Here is a 26,282-nt window from a genome sequence, read left to right as displayed (position 1 = left end):
ACAGCAGTCAAAATAATTCGGTCAGGAGTAATTAGTTCTCTCTTTTTGCTAATGGAGGCTGAAGAAGTAGTTCTGTAAGAACTGGACAATAGTATTCAGCAATTTTCTTAGCGATCGCATCTGGTCGGGAAATTTTATCTAGATTGCAAAGTAAAATCACGGTAATTTTGTCATCAATAAAGCGGGTAATGTTACTTGCGAATCCTAGTATCGAACCATTATGACCAACTACTCGGCGATCGTCATAATTGAATACCCACCACCCTAAACCTGCAACATATCTCAAATTTTCCCAATCATCGCCCTGATTGGGAAAATGAGGAGTCCACATCAAATCGAGAGTTGATTGCTTTAGCAAAGTTTCAGCACAAAGCGCCTGTTCCCACTTCACCATATCTTCTACGCTGGAAAGTTGACCTCCAGCCGAATAGGTAACAGAAGGACTGTAGTAAGGTTTGTTAACGAGTTTGCTGTTTGTCAACTGATAGCCAGCAGCCCGGTTTGGCACTATATCACTGGGATTATTCATCACAGTTGCATTCATTTCTAAAGGAGCAAAAATGCGCTCTTGCAACAAATCTCCATAAGATTGTTCAGTTACCTTTTCTAGGAGCAAACCCAGTAAATAGTAGCCTGTGTTGTCATAGGCGCTAAACTCACCCGGTTGCAACTTGAGGGGTAGGTGAGTAACTAAAGCCAAAATTTCAGATTTCGATAAATTAAGATGGGTAATTTCCCAGTAGTTTGAGGCATCGGTATAACTAGGAATTCCAGACTGATGAGACAGAATATGCCCGATTGTGACAACATTTTGCCATGTTATGGGTAGACAATCGAGATAGTCTGCGATCGCATCTTCTAGCGAAATTATCCCTTGTTCCACGAGTATCATTATGGCTGTAGCAGTGAAAGTTTTACCGACAGACGCAATCTCATAAACTGTATGTTCAGTGGCTGGAACAGAGTGTTCAACATTCGCCAGTCCATAGCCTTTAACTAAAACAGGTTCACCTTCCTGTACTACTGCAACAGAAAGCCCCGGAATCTGATTTTGAGTCATTACAGCTCGAATATAGTCGTCAATCATAATTGACCTGATTTTTGTTTAGCGATGTGGAGATGAGCGAGCAGAGGAGCAGAGGGGAAGTTGCACTAAGTACAGTTTTGCGTAAAAGCGTAGCGTTTTTAATGCAGGGAAACGCATTAACAATGCAGCAGCCGCATTAACAGTGTAAGCCGACACATTAACAAGGCAAGCCGACGTATTAACAATGCAAGCCGCTGCATTAACAATGTAAACCGATACATTAACAATGCAAGCCGCTGCATTAACAATGTAAGCCGACACATTAACAATGCAAGCCGCCGCATTAACAATGCAAGCCGACGCATTGGCATTGTAGGATATTGCCTTTCTTTAATTCGCTATGAATTAATGAAATGCTGTACTAAGTCTCTGCCCAATGCCCAATACCCAATGCCTAATGCCTTCTGAGAATTAAAAGAACGAACCGCAAAGGACGCATTCGCGTAGCGTCTCGTCAGAGAAGAGCGCAAAGTAAAAGAGTTCATTAGGGGTGTAAGGGTTTAAGGGTTTAAGGGTGTAAGGTGTTGGACGGGGATTGAAACCCCGGACAACACGGTTGCCCCAAGGGGCAGGGCTAAAGACTCATGCGGGTGGTTGGGGCTAGTTCTTCCCCCCCCTACCACCATGCAACCCCTACACCCCCACACCCGCCCCAACGGGGCTTGGTAAAGAAGAGAAATTTAAAACTGATTCATCTATCAAAATTAATCGGATAAACTAGAAACTTTTACACTGTATATCTGTTTGACTTTTGAATGCGTGACTTTTGACTTCCGCCCTGCGGTACTAATCTCCAGTGCCATGTCCTGAACTTTGAGTTTTAGCATCTGATGGGTCAGGCTGAGGTTTTTGATACTTACCTGGATATTTGTGCTGAAAATAAGCTTCTAGTACTTGTAAAACCATCGGCCCGCAAATAGTACCGCCATGTTCGCCAGTATTTTCCCCAAAGGCCACAACTACAATTTCTGGCTTATTACTGGGCGCATAAGCACCAAACCATGTATGATTTGGGCGACCAACACCAGCTTCAGCTGTGCCACTCTTCCCGGAAGCTGGGGCAATTGTCGGCACGTCCAAGCGCTTACCAGTGCCTTCACTCACCACCTTCCGCAGTCCGTCGCGGAGAACTTTGATAGTTGTCGGCTTCATATTTAAGGATTCTCGCCAACTTTTTGCTTCTTCGTTATCTTTAAGCAAATGTGGCTGAACTCGATACCCACCATTAGCAGGGACAGAAAACATAATCGCCGATTGCAGAGGTGTCACTTGCAAAGCGCCTTGACCAATTGACATATTAATGGTGTCGCCTACAGTCCAAGGTATTTTCCAAGCTTTCTGCTTCCATGTTTCATCTGGAACCAAGCCTACTGATTCTTCATCACGAAATTCAATACCAGTTCTTTGACCAAACCCGTATTTGCGACTCCATTTGATTAAAGTTGGGCCACCGACTTTTCTGCCAACTTGATAGAAGAAAGTATCACTACTCATAGCGATCGCTCTCGGAAATCCTAATGGCCCAAATCCAGCGTGGTTCCACTCACCAAATGTCACCCCACCCACAGTAAGAGAACCAAAGGTTTGTAGTATTGAGTCAGGAGAAAATTCACCTGATTCCAGTCCAGCTGTTGTAGTGACAATTTTGAAAGTACTGGCGGGCGGAAAGGCACTCAGGGCACGATTAACCAAGGGGTGATCTTTACCTTGCACGCTTTCCCAATCTTTCTGGGAGAGTTTTTGTTTAGAGAAGATATTCGGGTCAAAGGTGGGATAAGATATCAGCGCTAAAACAGCACCATTATTCGGATCGAGTGCTGCGATCGCACCTCGGTGATTTCCCAAAGCTTTTTGGGCTGCCTTTTGCACATCCAAATCTATGGTCAGGTGCAAATCATTACCAGCTTTTGCCTGTTTCTCCCCTATAACCCGGATTGGTCTACCTGCACCATCTACTTCCACTTGCTGACCGCCCCATTCGCCCCGTAGAGCCTTCTCATAAGCCTTTTCCACACCCATCTGACCGATTACATCTCCCAGTCGGTAGCCTTGCTCCTTCTTGCCCTTCAACTGGTCGGCGGTCAATTCTCTTGTATAACCTAATACGTGCGCTAATTGCTTGCCGTGGGGATAATAACGTACAGAATCTGTATTGATTTCCACTTCGGGAAGTTCATTTTTATACTCCTTTAATGCCGTAATTTCTGCTTCATTGAGATCGCGAGCAACCCGGATGAGTGAAGAGGAATTAGCACCTGCTTGTTCTAATTTCTTTTCCATCTCATCTTGGGGAATGTTGAGAATTTGCGCTAGACGCGGGCCGACTACAGACCAGGAAGGCTTAGTATGTGCCATCGGCCACAAATATACAGAGCTAGGATAGCGAGTACTGGCTAAAAGTTTGCCATTCCGGTCAAAAATATTGCCCCGTTCTGGTTGTTTGGGAATCATCCGAATTCGGTTTGCTTCGGCTCGTTCCCGGAGTTTTGGCCCTTCAACTATTTGCAAGTAGGCCAAACGAACCTCAATCCCAGTGGTCATCAATAGGGTAAATACGATTAAAAATATTGATTGGAAACCACGTCCAACTGTACGTGTATCTTTTTTGCTGCCAAGTGATGGGAATAAAGACATAAGTATCAATTCAAAATTCAAAATGAATAAACGCAATTCCAGCCGGCCTTTTAGCAATTGCTAATATGCAATTTTAAGGCATGTTAACTTAATCACAGAGTTTCTAATAATAACTTTAGTATATAAATTTACCATAATTTTATTTTATTACTGAGAGTAAAAGAATCGGGCGTGTATATTCTTGAACAATTGTTTTTGACGGATACAATAAACCAAAGTGTCAAATATAGTCTGCCCAAAAGACTAGAGCAATTGACAAAATAATGTAATATCGCGGCATTCTACTGAGGATTATGGCTCAAATTGTCATGCAAAATCAGAGGGGGATAACAAGTTTTCAGCCACTTGATGTTGAACTGCGTAACGTCTTCAAGTTTTTTAACCAAGAACCAGCAGTAAATGGCATTGATTTGGATGTCAGACAAGGAGAATTTTTTAGTATTTTAGGCCCCTCCGGTTGTGGTAAAACAACAACACTACGCTTAATTGCTGGGTTTGAAATTGCTGACGCTGGTAAGGTGTTTATTCAGGGTCAGTCCATGACTAATGTGCCCCCTTACCGCCGACCCGTCAATACTGTATTTCAAAGTTACGCTCTATTTAACCACCTGAATGTCTGGAATAACATCGCCTTCGGACTGCGGTTAAAAAAAATACCCAAATCGAAAATTGAAGCTAGAGTCCAAGAAGCTTTAAAACTCGTGAAAATGGAAAGTTTGCGATCGCGCTTTCCCAATCAACTTTCTGGTGGTCAACAGCAGCGAGTAGCTTTAGCAAGGGCTTTAGTCAACCATCCCACTGTCGTCCTACTGGATGAACCTTTAGGGGCGTTAGATTTAAAACTACGTAAGGAAATGCAGGTTGAGTTATCAAATTTACACAAAGACTTGGGGTTAACTTTTGTGATGGTGACACACGACCAAGAAGAAGCATTGTCTTTGAGCGATCGCATTGCCGTGATGAATCAAGGCAAAATTGAACAAGTTGGCACTCCCAGCCAAATTTACGAACGTCCCTGTACATCCTTTGTTGCTGATTTTATTGGTGATACTAATTTATTCAGTGGTGAAATTGTCGCGGTAGACTCCTCTAATATTAAAATTTCAACAAAAATGGGACTATCAATTGTTATTAGCCGCGCTGAAGATACACCAACTGAATTATCACAAGCTGTAGTAGTGAGTGTGCGTCCAGAAAAAATACAGCTTTCGCTGTATCCACCTAATTTGCCAGCTAACTGCTTTGAAGGACGGCTTGTCAACGTTATGTATTTGGGCACACACGTTAATTATGTTATGGAATTAACAAATGGCATTAGTATTAATGTGTTGCAACCTAATACTTTTGGCACTTTACCAGACCGCGACACACCTATTTACGCTTGGTGGGCAGAAACTGATTGTTTAGCTATTAGTCAATAGTCAACCCCTTCGGGAAGTCAAAAGTCAAAAGTCACGCATAATTATTGTATTCCGAGCTCTTGCACCATTTGAAATGGGATGTTTATTTTTGTCGTGCTGTAGTAGTACAACTTTGTGGTTAAAAAGTAAAAAGATAATTCTGATAAATAAATTTAGAGGCTGACAACCATTCTTGATTTTCTTTCTTTTGCCTTTTAACTTTTTACTTTTGCCTTGTTCAGTCAATGCTGAATTGGAATTGTAATTACAAACTCTGTTCCTACTGCTGGTGTTGAATGACACTCCAGTTTGCCACCATGTGTTTCTGTAATGATTTGATAACTGATAAACATTCCCATACCTGTTCCCTTACCCACAGGCTTTTTGGTGAAAAACGGATTAAAAACTTGTTTTTGAATCTGTTCTGACATACCTATTCCATTATCAGCGATCGCAATTTTTACCCAACCGGAATCTATCACTGAGGTACGAATGGCGATCGTGGGAGTTAACAACCCAGAGGTTAAATTGTCTATTCTCAATTGTGCATTCTCAATTGTCGATTCTTCTAAAGCATCAATGGCATTCGCCAATATATTCATAAACACCTGATTGAGTTGTCCGCCATAGCATTCCACTAAAGGTAATGTGCCGAAGTCTTTGATGACTTGAATGGCTGGAAGCTTTGTTGTTTCTTGGAAGCGATGTTGCAATACCATTAGAGTACTGTCGATGCTTTCGTGAATGTCTACTGCTTTAAACTCGGCTTCATCTATCCGTGAGAAGGTTCGTAACGACAGCACAATCTGACGGATGCGCTGAGTGCCAACTTTCATCGAACTCAATATTTTTGGTACATCTTTTTGAATGTACTCTAGGTCAATTTCCTCACACAAAGCCTGAAATTCCAACTTATTACCAGATTGCTGCTGATATAGGTAAATTATTCGCAACAGGTCTTGAGTATATTCCTCAAGATGGCTGAGATTACCGTGAATAAAATTAACGGGGTTATTGATTTCGTGGGCAACTCCAGCCACAAGTTGACCCAAGCTGGACATTTTTTCTGCTTGAATCATTTGTGCTTGAGTTTGTCTGAGTTCTTGAAGAGTTTGTGCTAAATTTTCTGTTTGTTGTCGCAGTTGGTCTTCCATCTGTTTGCGCTCATTAATATCCCTGGCGACACAAACAACGGTGTTTTCGCTCATGCTGGCAATATTCGCCTCAAACCAAACCTCTCGGTCGCCTATAGGCAAGCTATATTCTACCTTCACAGTTTTTTTAGTTAAGAGTGCTTCTTGAATAGAGTTGAGAAAATAGTCGGCAAAAGCAGAGGGTAAAACCTCATGTATTTTTCTGCCCACCAGTTCCGCAGGAGGTTGGTAGAGTAAAGGCGCACCACTAGGAGCAATTTTTAGGTATCGTCCTTCGGCATCCAAGACAAGAATCACATCCTGCATAGCGTTGAACAAGGCAAGTAATTCTGATTGCGAGGCTTTGATTAATTCTTCAGCTTGTTTGCGACTGCTGATATCGCTAATAGCGCCATGAAGACCAATAATTTCACCTTCTGAGTCGAAAATTGGCGAAGCCACTGACCTCATCCAGCACCAATTTCCATCCTTTTGTCGGTGGCGAAATTCTATTGTAATCCGTTGGCCCTTGGTTTCCACCATTTCTTGGATTTTTCTCTGGGCTAGAGGGAAATCATCAGGATGAAGCAGGGGAGCAAAGGGTTGACCAAGTAAGTCTGAAGGTTCCCATCCTAAAACATTTTTATACTGTGGTGAGACATAAGTAAAAAGACCTTGCACTGACATAGAAAAAATCAAGTCGCTGATATTTTCCACGAGTTGGCGATACTTAGCCTCACTCTCAGCCAAAGCAGTTGCCGTCGCTTGGTGATACTGTCCGCGAATTTTCTTTGCTGATTCCACAAAGGCAGAATTATCTTGTAATTTCGACTGTAATTCTATCAGTTGTAAATCCTGCGGGACTTCATCAGTAACTAATTCCTGTTCGGCTAACAGCGTAGTTGAATAAAGGTCTTGCAACGCTTCTAGCTGTTGCAGCAATTGGGCATTTTGCTGACGTAAAAGCAATACTTCGTCATTGATTTTGTTAGTACACATGTTCAACTCCCATTTACTTTACTTAGTGTGTTTGCGGATAGCTAGGGTTGAGCCAATCCTGAGTCAGGCAGGACTTACGCAAAAATTGCTCAAAAGCTTAATTTATCGAACCGCCAACTCTTGGAGAGGCTTTTGCCAACGTGTAGCGTCTCCAAGAGTTGACGCCTTTGCTGCGCGAACACTACGCGCCCATGAGCAAGTGGGGTGACAGAATCTTCTTAGCTAAAGTTGGTCTACTCAGCACTGTTTATTGCCGCACTGGAATTGCGATCGCAAACTCTGTACCTTTTCCTGGGTATGAGTTGCAGTGTATTGAACCCCCATGTTTTTCCACAACAATTTGACGGGCGATCGCTAATCCTAAACCCGTTCCTTTTCCCACAGATTTTGTCGTAAACAAATGGTCAAATATCTTTTGCTTTACTTCTTCATTCATCCCCTTAGCATTATCACTAATTTTTATTTGAACCTGATTATCTTTCAATGAGGTTTGAATTGTAATCTTGTTAGGATTTTCTTGAATTTCTGCAAAATTTCGCCCACTATTTGACTCATCCAAGGCATCAATTGCATTAGCTAGGATATTCATAATTACCTGGTTTAATTGTCCAGGAAAACATTCAACTTGAGGCAAACTGCCATAATTGGTTATTACTTCAATTGCTGGACGTTGCTCATTGGCTTTGAGGCGATGTTTGAGAATTAAAATTGTACTTTCAATTCCTTCATGAATTTTAAATGGCACTTTGTAATCTTTATCAGCACGGGAGAAAGTTCTTAAACTAGTGCTGATATTTTTGAGGCGATCGCACGCCATTACCATTGAATCTATTGCCTTGGGTAAATCTTCTAAACTATAATCTAAGTCAATTTCTTCTGCATGATCAAGAATTTCAGCACCCGGATTAGGTAAACTCTCTTGATAAAGTTTCAAGTGTTGCACAACATCAGCAATAGTGGGTTTAGTTTGTTTGAGACTTGCAGCAATAAAGCCCAAAGGATTATTCATTTCATGAGCTACGCCAGCAACTAAATTACCTAGTGCAGACATTTTCTCACTTTGAACAATTTGTAATTGAGCTTGTTGTAAATCTTCTAAGGCTGTTCCAAGTGCTTGAGATTTTTCTGTAACTGCTGATTCAGCTTGTTTGCGATCGCTAATATTAATAGTTGTCCCAACTATGCGATAAACTTTGCCTGTCTCATCTTTTAATGGACTAAGTATGGTTAACCACCAAGTTTTCTGGTCATTAAATGTTAGACATTCTTCATAGGTGATGGGTATTCCGGTTTGGAAACAACGCAGATATTTTTGCTCTACTGCTGCACCTTCATCAGCACCTATTACTTCTTGCGGAGTTTTACCCAGCACTTGGGAAGCAGGTATACCAACCGCTAATTCGCAAGATTTACTCCATCCTGTGTACTCAAACCTACCATTATCTCGAATATCAGTCACAAAGATTAGACAGCCAACACCTTCGTAAATACTACTGAGGAACTTTCCTCGCTCCTAGAGATGATTATATAATTGGGCATTTTCCAAAGAAATCGCAGCTTGAGTGCAGAGGAAATTTATAATAGAAAGGCGATCGCTAGTAAATACCCCTTGCGTCAGTTTATTTTCTAGGTAAAGAATCCCCACTAAATGCCCTTGATTAATAATCGGGGTACATAATACACTTTGGGGTTGTATTCGGCGCATATATTCCCCAATCAACCCAATAGTATCTGTTTTGCAATTGTCTATAACAACTGTTTGTTGAGTATTTTTAACGTAATGAATAATTTTTACAGGAATATCTTGACAATTGTCGATTGATTGTGATTCAAGAATAGTTTGGATATTAATCTCGGAATTTGCTCCATGATTGATAAAGGTAATTGCCCTAACTTGCCAAGTATCATCTTGGGGAAGAATTAGTACAACTTTCTTCGCACCAGAGTTTTCTAGAATAATGTGGCTTAAGCTGACAATGAGTTGATCTAATTCTAGAGTACTGGAGATAGCTTGAGCGGCTTTGAGGACAGAGGTAAAATCTAGTGCATCGGAAATACTAGTGCTGCCAGTGGTAGAAGTGCGAGTAGATGAGGAAGTGCTACGAAAGCTAATAGTTTCTAAGGGGTTGAGGTTAATTCGTTGCTGTTGCAGAATGGATTGGAGTAGTTGGGGATAGCGTTTTTCTAGGTTTTCTATTTTGGCTTTTGCGCCCCAACGAGCGTAGCAGTAGTATGCTTCTTGCATATATACTTGGGCAACTCTTTCTTTATCCCAATTGAGATAAAATTTGGCTACTAGTTCATTGCTAAGTGCTTCTTCTTGGATGTAGCCATTGGCTTTAGCTAGAGTTATGGCGCGATCGTAATTTTCAAGTGCTTCTGCTTTATTGCCCAAAACTCGTTGTTTCTCAGCCTCAACTAAATGCCATTTATGCAGATGATTTGTGGGAGCATTTTGTGCCCATTGGTGCAGAGTGGTTTGATGAATTTCTACCTGGGCGAGAATTACAGAAAGTTCAATTTCTGACTGGGTGGAAAATAGGGCTAGGTACGTCAGGGCTGCATAGAAATGGGAAATCGGAATAAAAATCAATCCTGATACTGCAAGTAAATACTCCTTACCTTCGTCAATGTAAGCGATCGCAGCTTTGTAATCACCGAAAGAATAGGCAAGCAACAGTTTGTAGATATACAACTCTGCCATTACCGTGAGTTCATTCGCCTGACGATGCTTGGGAATCATCACCGTTTCATCGTAGATACTGCCGCTCAAACAATCTGGCTGAATTCGGGTTTCCCTGAAATTCTGTGCCGCCTGCCGCATAATACTTACATAAGTCTGGGCAGAATGTTGCTTCGCCTGAGTTAAGGCAGTGTTATAACTTGCTATATCTAATTCCAAATTGCTAAGTTCACAGCCACTCCAAAAGACCGCATAGCTGTAACAACATACGTTATAGCCAGCGTGTAAAAAATCGCCAGTTTCCATACCAGAGGTAAAACCAGCTTTCAGCAACGGTATTGTTGCTAAGAGTGCTTCTTGCTGATGCTGAATAAAGCCACCAAACAACATGGAAATTGTGGATTTGAATTCCCGCACATTGAATCGATCTAGCAAATTCAATGCCAATTGCCCAAAACTGTAGCCTGCTTCAACCTCTCCCAAAAAGGCACACAGCACCATTCCGTGAAGCCCATACCCTACACTGGAGGCGGGCGTATTCCCAAACTGAAGCGATAGGCTGACCATTGTGGAGCTAATAAGCGGTAATAAACCCGGCATTCCCTGGAAAACGGGTGCAAACAACATTCCTAATAGTTGCATGGCTGCCTGTGCTTGGGGATCGGTCATCACTGGCAGGTCAGCTAGTTCCTCAATTCGTTTGCCTGCGAGTTGACTAGCAAGGACTTGTAAAGCTTTACCAGTCTCAGCATTGTTTGGCTCAATAGGTAGCTCAACCCCCAATTGTTTTAAAGCATCTCTGCCGACTGCGATCGCTTCTAATAGTCTGCTTTGGGCAGTCTGAGCAGCAATTTGAATTTCGTAAATTTTAACTTTGTCTAAAATCGTCTGGGCTGATTGCAACACCTGTAACGCTATCTGTTCCATGCCTTCAAAGTCAGCATTTAAGTAGGCGGCTTCGGTGGCAGCAACATAGAAACTCAAGGTCAATTCATATTGATCTTGCCAGCAGTTGACTGTGAGTAACTTAATCCCAGTTTGTAAATAGGCTCTAGCCGCAGCATAAGCAGTAGAATTTTTAGCTTTATTTCCTGCTGCTAAGTTAAGTCTAGCTAAGGCTTCTCGCTCGTGTGATTGGGCAATTAACTCAATTCCTAAATTCAAATGCAGGGCAATATCAAACAGTTTTTCTTCTTGTTCTATTTGAGAGGAATTTTGCAGAAGTAATTGACCAATTTTGAGATGAGTTGCTTGTTTTTGGTTATCAGGAATTAGAGAATAGGCAGCTTGTTGCACTCTGTCATGTAAAAATTTATAATAAGCTGTCCTTTGTCCTACCTTGCGGTCAGCCGCTAGTGCGTCTATGTCCTTTGTGATTCGTTCGTTCTTTTCTAATGACATAGGCGCTTCGCCTTCTTGCAGGATATGACTATTGACTAATGACGAATCTTGATAAAATTTATAAACATCACTAATTGGTAAAATTAACCCTTCTTGTAAAGCTTTCCATAAACTAGTAGCCGTTTCAATTTCTGATGATTCCGAAACGATCGCCAAAGTTGCTAAATCAAATTGATTACCAATGCAAGCGGCTAACTGCAACACATTTTGAGTTGATTGAGGTAGTCTTCGTAATTGCAGTACCATGAACTTAACAACATCATCTGTAACCGCTTGCTGATTTTTTTTGGTGATGAGATCAGATTGCCAATACCCTGACTCTAAGTTAAATTCAATTAATCCATCTTGGTGTAATGCCTTAAGAAACTGTATAGTAAAAAACGGATTACCTTGAGTTTTTTGAAATACCAATTGAGAAACAGGTAATGCCGAATCTTTTGTACATTTAAGTGTGTCAGCAACTAATTGATTCACTTGCCATTGACTCAGAGGCGCTAAAGTAATCGTATTAATTGTGGCTGCTGTTTTTTGAATATCGTTCAGAGTCAACATTAATGGATGTGCTGGGTTGACTTCGTTATCACGATAAGCACCAATTAAGAAAAGATGTTTCGTATCAGCCATTAATAACTGTATTAACATCAATGATGCTGAATCTGCCCACTGCAAATCATCTAAAAACATCACTAATGGATGTTTTTCACTGGTAAAGACTTGGGTAAATTTCTGAAATAATAAATTAAACCGATTTTGGGCGGCAGTTCCTGATAATTCTGTAGCAGGTGGTTGTTGGCCAATAATTCTTTCTAATTCGGGGATGACTTCAATAATTACCTGTCCATTATCACCTACAGCCGCTAAAATATTGGTTTTAAATTGCTGAATTTGAGCATCGCCTTCTGTTAATAATTGCCCCATTAAATCCCGAAAGGCTTGCACAAATGCCGAAAAGGGAATATTTCGTTGAAATTGGTCATATTTCCCTTTGATAAAATAACCGCGTTTTTTGACGATTGGTTTATGAACTTCGTTAACTACAACGGTTTTACCAATACCCGAAAAACCAGCTACCAGCATCATTTCTGTCGCACCTGTACTAACGCGCTCAAATGCTTGTAGTAGAGTTTCTACTTCTGTTTCTCGTCCATAGAGTTTATCAGGGATAATAAAGCGATCGCACATATCCCGTTGGGCAATTGGGAAACGCTTAATTTCACCAGTTTCTTGGAGTTGAGATAAACAATTTTCTAAATCAAATTTCAGCCCTAATGCACTTTGATAGCGGTCTTCAGCATTTTTTGCCATCAATTTCATGACAATATCTGACAACACTTGCGGAATTTCTTCACTTTTAAACGCCAGTTGCTTCAAGTCGGCACCGGACGCCAGTCGCTCATGGGGGAAACCCCCAAGATCGCGCTGGCTCCCCAACGCACTGGCTCCTTTTAACTTTTGACTTTTAACTTCCCGAAGGGATAGTGGAAGTTTTGCTAGATGACAATGTACCAACTCCATTGGATCGTTTGATTGAAACGGTAACTCTCCCGTAAGTAACTCGTAGAAAGTAACACCTAAAGAATAAAAGTCAGTACGGTAGTCAATCCCGCGATTCATTCTTCCTGTTTGTTCTGGAGAAATATAACCAAGTGTCCCTTCCAAGACATTGGGATTCATCAGTGTTTGAGTTTCCCGTGGTAATAGGGATGCAATACTAAAGTCAATTAATTTAACTTGTTTGGTTTCGGGATTAATGAGAATATTGGCGGGTTTGATATCTTTATGAATAATCCGATCGCGATACAATATGTCTAAGGTATTGCACAGTGCGATCGCTATCTGTAAAAACTCCATCAAAGATTCCAGGTTTCCCCTCACTCCCCATTCCTTCAAAGAAATCCCGCCAAAGTCTTCCATCACCAACGCATAGCCATTTTGGTAGGCTTGGAGGCTGTAGGTTTGGATAATTAGAGGTGAGTTAAGATTTTTGGCAATGGTGTACTGATTACGAAACTGCACCAATTCGCTGAAACTCGGATAAGAGTTTTTCAGCAGTTTAATTACTACAGGTAATGAGTCAGTCTCTCGATACCCTCGATAAACTACAGTTCTAGAACCGTTGTAGAGTTCTTCGCTTACTTTATATCCGGGAATATTGACTCTCGAACTAACCATACTGCTAAATCTTTAAGACTTCCAGATATAGTGTTCCCAGATATATAGTGAAGTTGTTTATAAACAAAAGCAAAAAATTTGGTCATTGGTTATTGGTACTAAGCCCAGATTTCTCATAAGTGAGAAATCCGAGTTATCCTTGATATTCATTAATTATTTCCTTGCTCTAAACCTTTGTACAAGTGAATAAATGCTGCTGACAATCACAACGACACACTTCCCAGCAACGGAGTTAGGCTACCTGCTGCATAAACACCCAGACCGTTGTCAGTCTTTTGCCCTTAGTTTTGGAAAGGCGCACATCTTCTACCCAGAAGCTAGTATAGAGCGATGTACGGCGGCGTTGTTGTTGGATGTCGATCCTGTAAAGTTGGTGCGGGGACGCGGTGCAAGGCTAGAACAATATGTCAGCGATCGCCCTTATGTTGCTTCTTCGTTTTTGAGTGTAGCGATCGCTCAGGTGTTTAGCACGGCTTTAGGAGGTCGCTGCAAAGACTTACCAGAATTAGCGCAAACTCCTATTCCTTTGGTAGCAAAACTGTCGGTTTTACCTTGTCGCGGTGGTGAAGAGTTTCTGCGGCAATTGTTTGAGCCGTTGGGCTATAATGTCAGTGCCGCAGGTCATACTTTAGATGAGAAATTCCCCGATTGGGGACAGAGCAAATACTTTACCGTCGAACTTCAGCACACTTTACCTTTGAGTGATTTGTTAAGTCATCTCTACGTCCTAATTCCGGTGTTGGATGACGATAAGCATTACTGGGTAGGCGATGAAGAAATCGAAAAGTTACTACGGCATGGTGAAGGTTGGTTAACTACCCATCCAGCGCGAGAACAAATTACCAGACGTTACCTGAAACGACAGCAACGTTTAACTCGTCTAGCCTTAACTCAACTAGTAGAAGAAGACAATACCGATCTCGATAGCGTTGAAGAAAGTCATGCCAAAGAAGAAGCGGCGGTAGAAAAGCCGATTAGTCTGAATCAGCAGCGCTTGGATGCGGTGATTGCAGCTCTAAAACAAAGCAATGCAAGGCGAGTGATTGATTTAGGTTGCGGTCAAGGCAATTTGCTGAAAACACTTCTCAAAGACGGCTTTTTTGAACAGATTACAGGTGTTGATGTTTCCTACAGGGCGCTAGAAGTTGCCCAAGAAAGATTAGACCGTCTGCGCCTGCCGCGCAACCAGTGGGAACGCGTACAACTGATTCAAGGCGCACTCACTTACCAAGATAAACGCTTTAGTGGCTATGATGCGGCGACGGTGATTGAGGTGATTGAGCATCTTGATTTGCCGCGACTGGGAGCATTTGAGCGGGTTTTGTTCGAGTTTGCCCAACCCAAAACGGTGGTGGTAACAACGCCCAATATTGAATACAATATCAAATTTGAAAACCTCCCGGTGGGAAAACTGCGACATCAAGACCATCGCTTTGAATGGACGCGATCGCAGTTTCAAAATTGGGCAAATCAAGTAGCAGAAAGCTTTGGCTACACTGTGGAATTTCAATCTATAGGGACGGAAGATTCAGAAGTCGGTTCACCCACACAGATGGGGGTGTTTAGAAGATGAACTGGCATGACCCTCGGTCTACCCAAGAACTGATAGAACTGGCTCTCAAGTCAGAAAATGACGATGTAGTTGGAATTTTGCACTTTCGCGGCAATCAGGAAGTTTTTGCAGCTGCGTCAAAATTATGCAACAGTCAAAACCCACGCGAAAGACAATTAGGCGCTGATATATTAGGTCAGCTTGGAATACCCCATCGGACTTTTCCTGATCAGTCTTTAACGATTTTAATCAGATTGCTGGAATGTGAGCAAAATACTGATGTCCTCAACTCAATTGGAATTGCACTAGGACATCTGCACGATCCGAGAGCGATCGCCCCATTAATTCGACTGAAAAGCCACCCCAGCCCATCTGTGCGTTATGGAGTTGTCTTTGGTCTTCTGGAATATGAAGATGAATTAGCAATCAGCACTCTCATTAAATTATCTTCAGATCAAGATTATGAGGTGCGAAATTGGGCAACTTTTGGATTAGGTTCGCAAATTGAAACTGATACAACAGCTATTCGAGAAGCACTTTATCAGCGTTTTATTAATGAAAATACAGATGAAAACTATGAAATTTATGGAGAAGCATTAGTTGGTTTAGCCAAAAGAAAAGACTCACGAATATTAACTAGATTGATAGAAGAATTATTGTCTGACTATGTTGGTGTACTTGCCGTTGAAGCAGCAGAAGAATTCGCCGATTCAAGACTTTATCCAGCTTTGATGCAATTAAAACAGTGGTGGACTAAAAATAATCACTTGCTAGAAAGGGCTATAAATAATTGCCAGGAGCAAACTTAATGAAGCTGACTATTCCTGAACTATCCTTAATTGTCCTCATCGGTGCTTCTGGTTCCGGTAAATCGACTTTTGCTCATAAGCACTTTCAACCTTTTGAGGTGCTGTCTTCCGACTTTTGTCGGGGGTTGGTGTCAAATGAGGAAAATAGCCAATCTGCGACTAAAGATGCCTTTGAAGTGCTACGCTTCATTGCTGACAAGCGGCTAGCAGCAGGTAAACTAACAGTAATTGATGCTACCAACGTGCAGATGGAAGACCGCAAACCCCTACTGCAAATGGCACGGCAGTATCACTGCTTTGCGATCGCCATCGTCCTTGACCTCCCAGAAGAATTATGCCACGAACGTAATCAACTCCGTAGCGATCGCCAATTTGGCCCCCATGTAGTGCGTCGTCATAGTCAAATGTTACGGCGTTCTCTGCGGGGTTTAGAAAAGGAAGGCTTTCGCTATGTCTACACTCTCAACTCTTTAGAAGCAATTGAATCCATTGAAATCGAACGCCAACCTTTGTGGAACAACCTGAAACACGAACACGGCCCCTTTGATATCATTGGTGATATTCACGGCTGTTGTGATGAACTCGAAATATTACTTCAACAGTTAGGCTATCAAATCTCCTCATCTTCCCCTGCTCCTTCTTGGGACTACCCAACCTACCACCATCCTGAAGGACGCAGGGCTGTGTTTCTTGGTGATTTAGTGGACAGAGGGCCGCGTATCCTGGATACAGTCAAGCTAGTACGAAACATGGTTGCCGCAGGTACGGCTTTTTGTGTTCCTGGTAATCATGAAAACAAACTATTGCGGAAACTACGCGGTAAAAATGTCCGGGTTAATCATGGGTTAGAGCAAACTTTGACTGAGATTGAGGCTTTACCCGATGAGGTGCGCGAACCTTTCACTAAAGAACTGCAAAAGTTTCTCGATTCCTTAATCAGTCATTACCTCTTAGACGATGGGCGGTTAGTGGTGGCTCACGCTGGGATGAAACAGGAAATGCAAGGACGAGGGTCTGGTGCTGTGCGCGAGTTTGCTCTTTATGGCGAAAGCACTGGCGAGATTGATGAATTTGGCTTACCCGTGCGCTACAACTGGGCAGGAGAGTATCGCGGTGAAGCAATGGTGGTCTACGGACATACCCCTGTGCCAGAAGCCGAATGGCTGAATAACACTATTGATATAGATACAGGCTGCGTCTTTGGCGGCAAACTTACTGCCCTCCGCTATCCAGAAAAGGAACTGGTGAGCATTCCTGCTACCCGCGTCTACTGCGAACCTGTAAAACCTTTGGTACAAAACACCGCAACACGCACATCCCAACAAGAATTGGATGATGTCTTGTACATTGAGGACATTGTGGGTAAGCGGATCGTTAACACCCGACTTCAATCCAACATTACCATTCGGGAAGAAAATGCGATTGCTGCTTTAGAAGTGATGAGCCGTTTTGCCACCAATCCCAAATGGCTGATTTATTTACCCCCCACGATGTCCCCTGTAGGAACATCCCTATTGCCGGGATTTTTGGAACATCCAGCCGAAGCTTTTGCCTACTACCAAAATGTGGGAGTTACACAAGTAGTATGTGAAGAAAAACACATGGGTTCGCGGGCGGTTGTGATTATTTGCCGAGATTTAGCAGCTGCCGAGAAACGATTTGGTGTAATAAATGAGGGCATCGGCATCTGCTATACGCGCACGGGACGGAGGTTTTTCGATGATTCAGCATTAGAGACAGAATTTTTGGCGCGGGTGAATCTTGCCCTCTCCCAGAGCGGGTTTTGGTCAGAATTTCAAACCGACTGGGTATGTTTAGACTGTGAATTGATGCCGTGGTCAGCCAAAGCACAGGGGCTGCTACGAGAACAGTATGCACCTGTTGGCGTGGCATCACGCCTTGCCCTTAATGATGCTGTTACCTGTTTACAACAAGCAAGCGATCGCGGTGTAGATATCAGCACTCAACTCAGTCATTACCAACAACGTGCAGATATGGCAGATCAATACGTCAGTGCCTACCGCCAATACTGCTGGTCTGTCACCGATATTTCTGGATTAAGGTTAGCCCCTTTTCACATCCTGGCAACAGAAGGAGCGGTTCATATCGATAAAGACCATCGCTGGCATATAGAGCAAATTGCCAAAATCTGCCAAAAAGACCCTGCCCTGCTCCTAGCTACTGCCTATAAAGTGATAGATTTGACTTACCCCAGCAGTCAAGCAGAGGGGGTTTATTGGTGGGAAAAACTTACCAAAATCGGGGGTGAAGGTATGGTTGTCAAGCCAATGGACTTTATCGTTCGAGGTAGTCGCAGCATTGTCCAACCTGCGGTGAAATGTCGCGGACAAGAATATCTGCGGATTATCTATGGCCCTGAATATTCAACCCCAGAGAATCTGCAACGTCTGCGCCAACGTGGCTTATCTCATAAGCGTTCTCTGGCTATGCGTGAGTTTGCCTTGGGTGTTGAAGCATTAGAGCGATTTGTCGCCCATACCCCTCTGCGCCGCGTGCATGAATGTGTTTTCGGTATTCTGGCATTGGAAAGCGAACCTGTCGATCCAAGACTTTAAATTTTGAAGGTTTAGAGTCAAATGGTACTAAGAAAAGCCCAAAGGCTTGTGTCGCCTCCCAACCAAAAAAAGCCAAAAACTATACTGGAATTGCAATGATAAATTCTGTACCTTTACCTATAACTGAGTTACAACTCAATTTTCCGCCGTGAGTTTCTTCGACAATTTGACGAGCGATCGCTAACCCTAATCCTGTGCCTTTACCAACAGCTTTCGTAGTAAATAAATGGTCAAAAATCTTTTGTTTGACTGATTCATTCATCCCCTGACCATTATCAGCAATGGCAATTTTGATCTGATTATTTTCTTTTGAAGTTGTAATTGTAATTCGGTTGGTATTGGCTTTAATTTCGTCAAAACTTCGTCCCGTATTTGATTCATCTAAAGCATCAATAGCATTTGCCAGAATATTCATAAATACCTGATTTAATTGACCAGGGAAACATTCAAGCTGAGGCAAATTGCCATACTCAGTTATCACTTCAATGGCTGGACGTTGTTCGTTAGCTTTAAGACGATGTTTGAGAATTAAAATCGTGCTATCAATGCCTTCATGGATGTTAAATGGTACTTTGTAATCTTTGTCAGCGCGGGAGAAAGTGCGGAGACTGGTGCTGATATTTTTGAGCCTGTCGCACGCCATTGTCATGGAATCAATCATTTTGGGCAAGTCTGATAAGCTATAGTCTAGGTCAATTTCTTCGGCGTGGTCAATGATTTCCTCGCCTGGATTTGGTAGAGTTTCTTGATAGAGCTTCAGGTGTTCGCTAATATCTGCGACGGTAGGTTGAGCAAGTTTTAGAGTAGCAGCAATAAAACCGAGAGGATTATTCATTTCATGAGCTACACCAGCAACTAAATTACCCAAAGCTGACATTTTTTCACTTTGGACAATTTGTAATTGTGCCTGTTGTAAATCAAGTAATGCTTGCCCGGCTTTTTGATAAAGTCTGGCATTTTCTAGAGAGATTGCTGCTTGGGAAGAAAGTAAGTTAATTACTTGTAATCGTTCCTGGGTAAATACTCCAGAAGTGATTTGATTTTCCAGATATAAAATCCCCACTAAATGCCCTTGATTCATAATTGGTGTACACAATACACTCTGGGGTTGTGAGGAGTGCATATATTCCCCAATCACCCCCCTGATTTCGGTTTGGCAATTATCTATGACAATGGTTTCTTGGGTATTCTTGACATAGTTAATAATTTTTCTGGGGATATCTTGACAAGTGTCTAGTAATTGTGGCTCAAGGATGGTTTGTATTTGAGCGTTCGGATTATTAATAAAGGTAATTGCTTTAACTTCCCAAATGTCATTTTCGGGAAGAATTAATGCAGATTTTTTGGCACCGGAATTTTCGAGGATAATTTGGGTGAGACTGGCGATTAGTTCATCTAATTCGATGCTGCTAGAAATAGTTTGAGCAGCTTTGAGTACGCTTGTAAAATCTAGGGCATCGGAAATACTGGTGCTACCTGTGGTCGAAGTGCGAGTGGATGAGGAAGTTGCACGAAAGGCGAGGGTTTCTCTTGGGTTGAGGTTGATGAGTTGCTGTTGCAGGATTAGTTGCAGTAGTTGAGGATAGGTTTTTTCTAGGTGATTCACCTTGGCTTTGGCTCCCCAACGGGCGTAGCAATAGTAAGCTTCTTGCATATAGCTGGAGGCAACTTTTTCTTTACCCCAATCGAGGTAGAATTTAGCAGCCAGTTCGTTAGCTAAGGCTTCTTCTTGGATATATTCGTTGGCTTTGGCTCCAGATATTGCCTTATCATAAAACTCAATGGCTTCGGCTTTTTGTCCTAACACTCGACATTTTTCCGCTTCTACTAAATCAACCTTATGTTGGTAATTCATCGGGGCATGGTGCGCCCAGTGCTGTAACTGGGTTTGGTTTTGTGCCACCCGATCTAATACTGTTGATACCTTACCTGACGGTTGATTCAACAGTGCCAGAGCAATCAGAGAATCATAGAAATAAAATGCAGAGTTGCTGACTTGTCCCGTAGCCGCCATTAAATAGTTTCTGCCCTCAACTGCATAATTGTTCGCTGGCTCCACTTCCCCAAACAAGAAGCAAAGGGTCAGCTTATACACATAGAAGTGATACAACCCAAATAGGTCATTAGCAGACCGCAACCGGGGTAGAAATTCTGTCTCCTGGAGAGCTAAACCAGACAAAGTGGTGGGATGCTCTGCCAAACCCAGTAAATTTAAAACAGGTTGCCAATAAAGTTGGCAGTAATTGGCGCTTGATAATTGCTTCAGTTGCACCAAGCCATTGTAGTAGGTGCGCGTCTCCTGCTCTAAGGTGGCAAGGGGCTGACCGCACCAAAAAGCATTTAGACAGAAAGTATGTCCACTATATCCGCCGAATGTCAAGTTTCCAACTTCTAAAGCGGTCGTGTAGCTCTCCCTCAAGAGTGGTAATGTTTCTTTGAGGTGAGCTTTGCGGTGGATGATGATCGCTCCCAGCGCTACTGATACTTCAGGTTTAATCGATTTAGCATTCAGCTTGGAGACGACATTCAACGCCAACTGACTAAACTGGACGGCTAAATCCACATCTTGCAAGAGATTACAGACAAAGCAGCTATAGCAAGCATAATTAAAAGCAGAAAACGCGATGTTTCCGTGCTGCAAAGACAGTTTGACTGACAAGGCAGTCAGTAATGGAAACAAGGGAGAGCCAGAGCTGGAAACTGCTGGCAGGAGGCTGGTGGCAATCTGGACAATAGCAATTGTGTTGGCATCGGTCATCATCGGCAGGTGAACAAAGTCTTCAATTTCCCTGTCGCCAATCAGTTCGCTAATCTCTTGGATTGACTGTTGAATATCGGCTGGTGTGGGTGATTCGGTCAAGGTGACACCCAACTGTTGTAGAATCTGGATGCCGATCGCAATCGCTTCAATCAGTTTATTCTCAGAGGCCTTGACTTGAATTTTTATCCGGTAAACATTGACCTGTTCCAGTAAAGAGTGGGACTGAGCGATGACAGTTTCGATCGCCTGCTCGATCGCCTCAAAGTCACCGCACAGCATTGCCAATTCTGCCCCCTCGTCATGGAAGGATAGCGTCATTTCATATTGTTGCTGCCAAGCGTTTTCCCCCAACAAGGATAATCCAGTGCTGGCATATTCACGACCCGCTTGATAGGCGGTGGCATTTTTGGCTTTGCGACAAGCAATCAGATTGAGTCTTGCTAATTCTTCTCGTTCTTTGGGTTGGGTAATTAAAGCAGTTCCGTAATTTAATTGATTGACTATTTCAAAAATCCGGTCAACTCTTGCTTCTGGGGAAATTTGTTGCAGCAGCAGTTGCCCGATTTGATAATGAGTCGCTTGTTTTTGGTCGTCAAGAATCAAAGAATAAGCAGCCTGTTGAACGCGATCATGCAGAAATTTATACTTAGCTATGAAGCGATCGCTAATTATAATTTGAGTTTCTTCGTCACTATCTTGATAAAACTTATAAACATCACTTTGAGGCAAAATCAAATCTGACTGTAAAGCCTTCCACAAACAAGCAGCCGCTTCTACCTCAGATAATTGGCAAACAATCGCTAATGTTTGCAAATCAAACTGATTCCCAATACAAGCCGCCAGCTTTAATACCTGTTGAGTAGATTCTGGTAATCTTCGTAATTGAAAGACCATAAACTCAATCACATCTGAGGTGAGTGTTTGCTGATTGATTTGGGAAATATCACATTGCCAGCATCCCTCGGAAAAGTCGAATTCAATCAGTTTATCTTGATGCAATGACTTGAGAAGCTGCGTTGCAAAAAAAGGATTACCTTGAGTTTTGCGATGAATCAGTTCTGATAGGAAAAATGCCGAATTTTCGTTACATTTTAACGTATCAGCTACCATTTGATTCAATTTTAATTGACTAAGAGGTTGTAAGGTAATCGTATTTATAATTGCTGCTGCTTTACTAATTGCATCCAATGTCAATATCAAAGGATGTGCAGGTGATACTTCATTATCACGATATGCCCCGATTAATAATAAATATCCTTGCTCCGCATCACTCATTAATAATTGAATAAGTTTCAATGAAGCGGAATCAGCCCATTGTAAATCATCCAAAAATATCACTAATGGATGTGACTTTTGAGTAAATAATTGCAGGAATTTTTGGAATAATAAGTTAAATCTATTTTGTGCAGCAGTACCAGATAATTCTGTTGCAGGTGGTTGAGTACCAATAATCCGTTCTAATTCGGGAATTACATCAATAATTACCTGTCCGTTTTCACCTAACGCTTGAATAATTTGACTTTTCCATTGCTGGATTTGGACATCACTTTCTGCAATCAATTGTCCCATTAAATCTCGGAATGCTTGGACAAATGCTGAAAAAGGAATGTTGCGATTAAACTGGTCAAATTTCCCTTTGATAAAATATCCCCGTTGTTTGACTATAGGTTTATGAACTTCATTAACTACCACAGTTTTACCGATGCCAGAAAACCCAGCGACCAATACCATTTCGCTGTTTCCTGTGGATACTCTATCAAATGCTTCTAGTAGTTCCTTGACTTCTTTTTCTCGACCATATAATTTTTCTGGGATGGTAAAGCGATCGCTAATATCTCGCTCTCCTATTGTAAAATATTCAATGTTTCCAGTGGCTTTTAATTGATGAAGACAAATCTCTAAATCATGCCTAATTCCTAATGCACTCTGGTAACGATCCTCGGCATTTTTCGCCATTAATTTGCTGATGATTTCCGATAAAATTAACGGTATTTTAGGAATTATCTGATGTACTAAAATAGGAGTTTTGGCAAGATGACAATGCACCAATTCCATTGGATCGTCGGAGATAAATGGTAATTGTCCTGTAAGTAGTTCGTAAAATGTGACACCTAATGAGTAGAAGTCACTCCGGTAGTCAATACCCCGGTTCATCCTTCCAGTTTGCTCTGGTGAAAGATAGAACAGAGTTCCTTCTAAGGTGTTGGCATTTTGGATTTCTTGAGTTTCTCGTGGCAGTAGAGATGCAATACTAAAATCAATTAATTTAACTTGTTTTGTCTCGATATTAATTAAAATATTCGCGGGTTTGATGTCTTTATGAATAGTGCAATTCTGGTACAATATATCTAAGGCATTGCACAGTGCGATCGCTATTTCTAAAAATTCCATCAGAGATTCTACACTTTCCCCCACTTCCCACTCTTTTAGAGAAATCCCCCCAAAATCTTCCATTACCAATGCATAGCCATTTTGATACGCCTCCAGGCTGTAGGTTTGGATGATTAGCGGTGAGTTGAGATTTTTAGCAATGGTGTACTGATTGCGAAACGACAAGAGTTCGCTGAAACCCGGATATGAATTTTTCAGCAGTTTAATCACTACTGGTAATGAGTCGGTTTCTCGCTCCCCTCGATAAACTATAGTTCTGGAACCATTGTAGAGTTCCTCGCTGATGCGATATCCGGGAATACTGACAAAAGTGCTAATCATGCTGCTAAATCCTTGAGACTTCGAGATTTAGTATTCCCAGATATCTGAAGTTGTTTAACAAAAAGAGCTAAAACTTATACTGGAATTTCAATGATAAATTCTGTACCTTCACCTAAAACAGAGTTAAAACTCAATTTTCCGCCGTGGGTTTCTTCAACAATTTGACGAGCGATCGCTAACCCTAATCCTGTGCCTTTACCGACAGCTTTCGTAGTAAATAAATGGTCAAAAATCTTTGATTTGACTTGTTCCCTCATTCCCTGTCCATTATCAGCAATGGCAATTTTAACTAGATTATTTTCTAGCGAAGTTGTAATTGTAATAGAGTTATAATTGGCTTTAATTTCCTCAAAACTGCACCCCTGATTAGATTTTTCTAATGCATCAATAGCATTAGCTAGAAGATTCATAAATACCTGATTTAATTGACCGGGGAAACATTCTACTTGAGTAAATTACCGTAGTTGGTGGCAACTTCAATTAATGGACGTTGTTCATTCGCTTTGAGGCGATGCTTCAAAATTAAAATTGTGCTATCAATGCCATCGTGAATGTTAAATGGCACTTTGTAATCTTTATCGGCACGGGAGAAAGTTCTTAAACTGGTGCTGATGTTTTTCAGGCGATCGCACGCCATAGACATGGAATCAATCATCTTGGGCAAGTCTGATAAACTATAATCCAGGTCGATTTCTTGGGCATGGTCTGTAATTTCATCTCTGGGAGTAGGAAACTTTTGTTCATATAGTTTCAAGTGTTCAATAAGATCGGTAAACGTAGGTTTAGCAAGTTTTAGACTAGCAGCAATAAAACCCAAAGGATTATTCATTTCGTGAACCACCCCTGCGACTAAGTTACCCAATGCAGACATCTTTTCACTTTGCACAATTTGTAATTGAGCACCCTGAAGTTCTTGTAAAGCTGCTTCTAGCTGTTGAGCATCTTCTAGCGATCGCTCATAAAGTCGGGCATTTTCTAGAGAAATCGCCGCTTGAGCGCAGAGTAAATTCAGCAGTTCCACGCGATCATGGGTAAATGCTCCAGTAACAAGATTGTTTTCTAAGTACAACACACCCAGCAATTTACCTTGATGTAAAATCGGGCTGCACAAGATACTCTTCGGCTGCTGATGAATAATATACGGGTCATTGGCTAAGGTCGGATCAGCCATTGCATCAAGCAGCACAGCAGTCTGCCTGTTGTGCAAGACTTTGTAAATCAGTTTGAGAGGAATGTCCTGGCTGTCTTCAATCGGAAGGCGCTGCAACACAACTGGCTGCGAATCCTCAGTAATTGACCCTTTGATCAGCAAGCGTTCGTCTCGCACGAGCCGAGCATTAACACGCATTTATTAGCCCCCGCATTTTTGATGACGATCGAAAGCAACGATGAAACCAGTTTTTCAAGTTCGATTTCGCCTGAGATAGTTTGAGAGGCTTTGAGAATAGCGGCTAAATCGAGGGAATCACAGACGCTGCTCTTGGAAGAACTGGTAGAAGTCACTGTTCCCGTAGCAAAAACGGTTTCGTTAACTGAGAGGACAGTGCGAGTTTGTTGGAGGATAGAAGCCAGCAGTTGGGGATAGCGTCTTTCTAATTCAGCAACTTTGGCTTTCGCACCCCAGCGAGCATAGCCATAGTAGGCTTCAATCAGGTAGTCCCCAGCAATGCGCTGCTTTACCCCAGTCGAGGTAGAATTTGGCGGCGAGTTCGTTGGCAAGGGCTTCTTCTTGAATATATTCGTTGGCTTTTGCGAAGGAGATGGCGCGATTGTACAAGTCGATCGCCTCAGCCTTGTTGCCCAAAATGTGTTGCCGTTGTGTTTCGATCAAATGAAATTTATGCAAATAATTGGCTGGAGCTTGACTTGCCCACTGTTCCAGCCGATCTTGATTGACAGCTACTTTTTGCAGAATGACTGATTGTTCAGCTTGCGAGGTATCAGCGTAGTTTGCAAGCTGCGCCAAGGACTGGTAGAAGTTCACTAAAGGCACAAGTGGCATCCCCACAGCACTATCCAAAAGTTCTTCTGCTTTTTGTGCCTCCTCCGTTGCCTTTTGGTAGTCCTGAAATAGGACACTCAGCATCAGTTTGTTGGTGTATAGATGGCAAAGTGTGTATAGATCCTGATTTCTCACATGAATCGGTAGCATGACAGTCTCATCATACTGTTGCCCCATTAGACGATCGGGACTTGTGGCATCTGAGATCAGATTAAGCACCGCTTGATAACAAATGGCATGAGAATAAGCGGGTATTTCTTGATGAGTTTGATGCACCAGTTGATGACGCACAGCCATTTCTTTCTCGTAAGGATTCAGGTCTAATATTTAGGAAGCAGAGATGGGCGAGACAGATAATTAT

General features: G+C 42.1%; 9 protein-coding genes and 2 pseudogenes. 4 read left to right on the top strand and 7 right to left on the bottom strand.

Features of this window, described 5'->3' with window-relative positions; translation table 11 throughout:
- Nucleotides 1-31: 31 nt before the first annotated feature.
- Nucleotides 32-1,087, bottom strand: a complete 1,056-nt coding sequence (locus HWQ58_RS23915) for a serine hydrolase domain-containing protein (RefSeq protein WP_292868079.1) — start codon at nucleotides 1,085-1,087, stop codon at nucleotides 32-34.
- A gap of 786 nt (nucleotides 1,088-1,873) precedes the next feature.
- Nucleotides 1,874-3,721: a penicillin-binding protein 2 gene (gene mrdA, locus HWQ58_RS23910; RefSeq protein WP_292868076.1), complete on the bottom strand. Its 1,848-nt coding sequence runs from the start codon at nucleotides 3,719-3,721 to the stop codon at nucleotides 1,874-1,876.
- Between the two features lie 293 nt (nucleotides 3,722-4,014).
- On the opposite strand from mrdA, the gene HWQ58_RS23905 reads away from it, so the two are divergent.
- Nucleotides 4,015-5,142, top strand: coding sequence for an ABC transporter ATP-binding protein (locus HWQ58_RS23905; protein WP_292868073.1), 1,128 nt, complete (start codon nucleotides 4,015-4,017; stop codon nucleotides 5,140-5,142).
- Between the two features lie 221 nt (nucleotides 5,143-5,363).
- Here HWQ58_RS23905 and HWQ58_RS23900 read toward each other — a convergent pair whose 3' ends face one another.
- The 3 genes and pseudogenes from HWQ58_RS23900 to HWQ58_RS23890 all read right to left on the bottom strand — a co-directional run bounded on the left by HWQ58_RS23900 (nucleotide 5,364) and on the right by HWQ58_RS23890 (nucleotide 13,509).
- Nucleotides 5,364-7,253 (bottom strand): PAS domain S-box protein, encoded by a 1,890-nt coding sequence (locus HWQ58_RS23900; RefSeq protein WP_292868070.1) that lies wholly within the window; start codon nucleotides 7,251-7,253, stop codon nucleotides 5,364-5,366.
- 247 nt (nucleotides 7,254-7,500) lie between these two features.
- Nucleotides 7,501-8,751, bottom strand: a pseudogene (locus HWQ58_RS23895) (PAS domain-containing sensor histidine kinase); the annotation flags it as partial.
- 15 nt (nucleotides 8,752-8,766) lie between these two features.
- Nucleotides 8,767-13,509 (bottom strand): AAA family ATPase, encoded by a 4,743-nt coding sequence (locus HWQ58_RS23890; protein WP_292868067.1) that lies wholly within the window; start codon nucleotides 13,507-13,509, stop codon nucleotides 8,767-8,769.
- A 190-nt stretch (nucleotides 13,510-13,699) separates the two neighbouring features.
- Here HWQ58_RS23890 and HWQ58_RS23885 point away from each other — a divergent pair, with 190 nt between their 5' ends.
- From HWQ58_RS23885 to HWQ58_RS23875, 3 genes are read left to right on the top strand one after another with little or no spacing between them, the layout of a single operon-like run.
- Nucleotides 13,700-15,082 carry a 3' terminal RNA ribose 2'-O-methyltransferase Hen1 gene (locus HWQ58_RS23885; RefSeq protein ID WP_292868064.1) on the top strand — a complete coding sequence of 461 codons (1,383 nt, stop codon included), beginning with the start codon at nucleotides 13,700-13,702 and terminating at the stop codon, nucleotides 15,080-15,082.
- Entirely contained in the window at nucleotides 15,079-15,870 is a 792-nt protein-coding gene (locus HWQ58_RS23880) for a HEAT repeat domain-containing protein (protein WP_292868061.1), read from the top strand. Before HWQ58_RS23885 ends, HWQ58_RS23880 begins: the two co-directional genes overlap by 4 nt.
- Nucleotides 15,870-18,446, top strand: coding sequence for a polynucleotide kinase-phosphatase (locus HWQ58_RS23875; protein WP_292868058.1), 2,577 nt, complete (start codon nucleotides 15,870-15,872; stop codon nucleotides 18,444-18,446). The genes HWQ58_RS23880 and HWQ58_RS23875 overlap by 1 nt, the downstream gene beginning before the upstream one ends.
- A 79-nt stretch (nucleotides 18,447-18,525) precedes the next feature.
- On the opposite strand, the gene HWQ58_RS23870 is transcribed toward HWQ58_RS23875, so the two are convergent.
- A complete protein-coding gene (locus HWQ58_RS23870) occupies nucleotides 18,526-23,919 on the bottom strand; it encodes an ATP-binding sensor histidine kinase (protein ID WP_292868055.1) in 5,394 nt (1,797 codons plus the stop codon).
- A 74-nt stretch (nucleotides 23,920-23,993) separates the two neighbouring features.
- A pseudogene (locus tag HWQ58_RS23865) lies at nucleotides 23,994-26,101 on the bottom strand (ATP-binding protein); the annotation flags it as partial.
- Between the last annotated feature and the right edge of the window lie 181 nt (nucleotides 26,102-26,282).

The sequence above is a fragment of the Nostoc sp. LPT genome (assembly GCF_017115165.1).
GTDB lineage: Bacteria > Cyanobacteriota > Cyanobacteriia > Cyanobacteriales > Nostocaceae > Nostoc.
The sequence above is the reverse complement of the archived record's forward strand: the minus strand, read 5'-3'. Positions and strand labels throughout refer to the sequence as shown.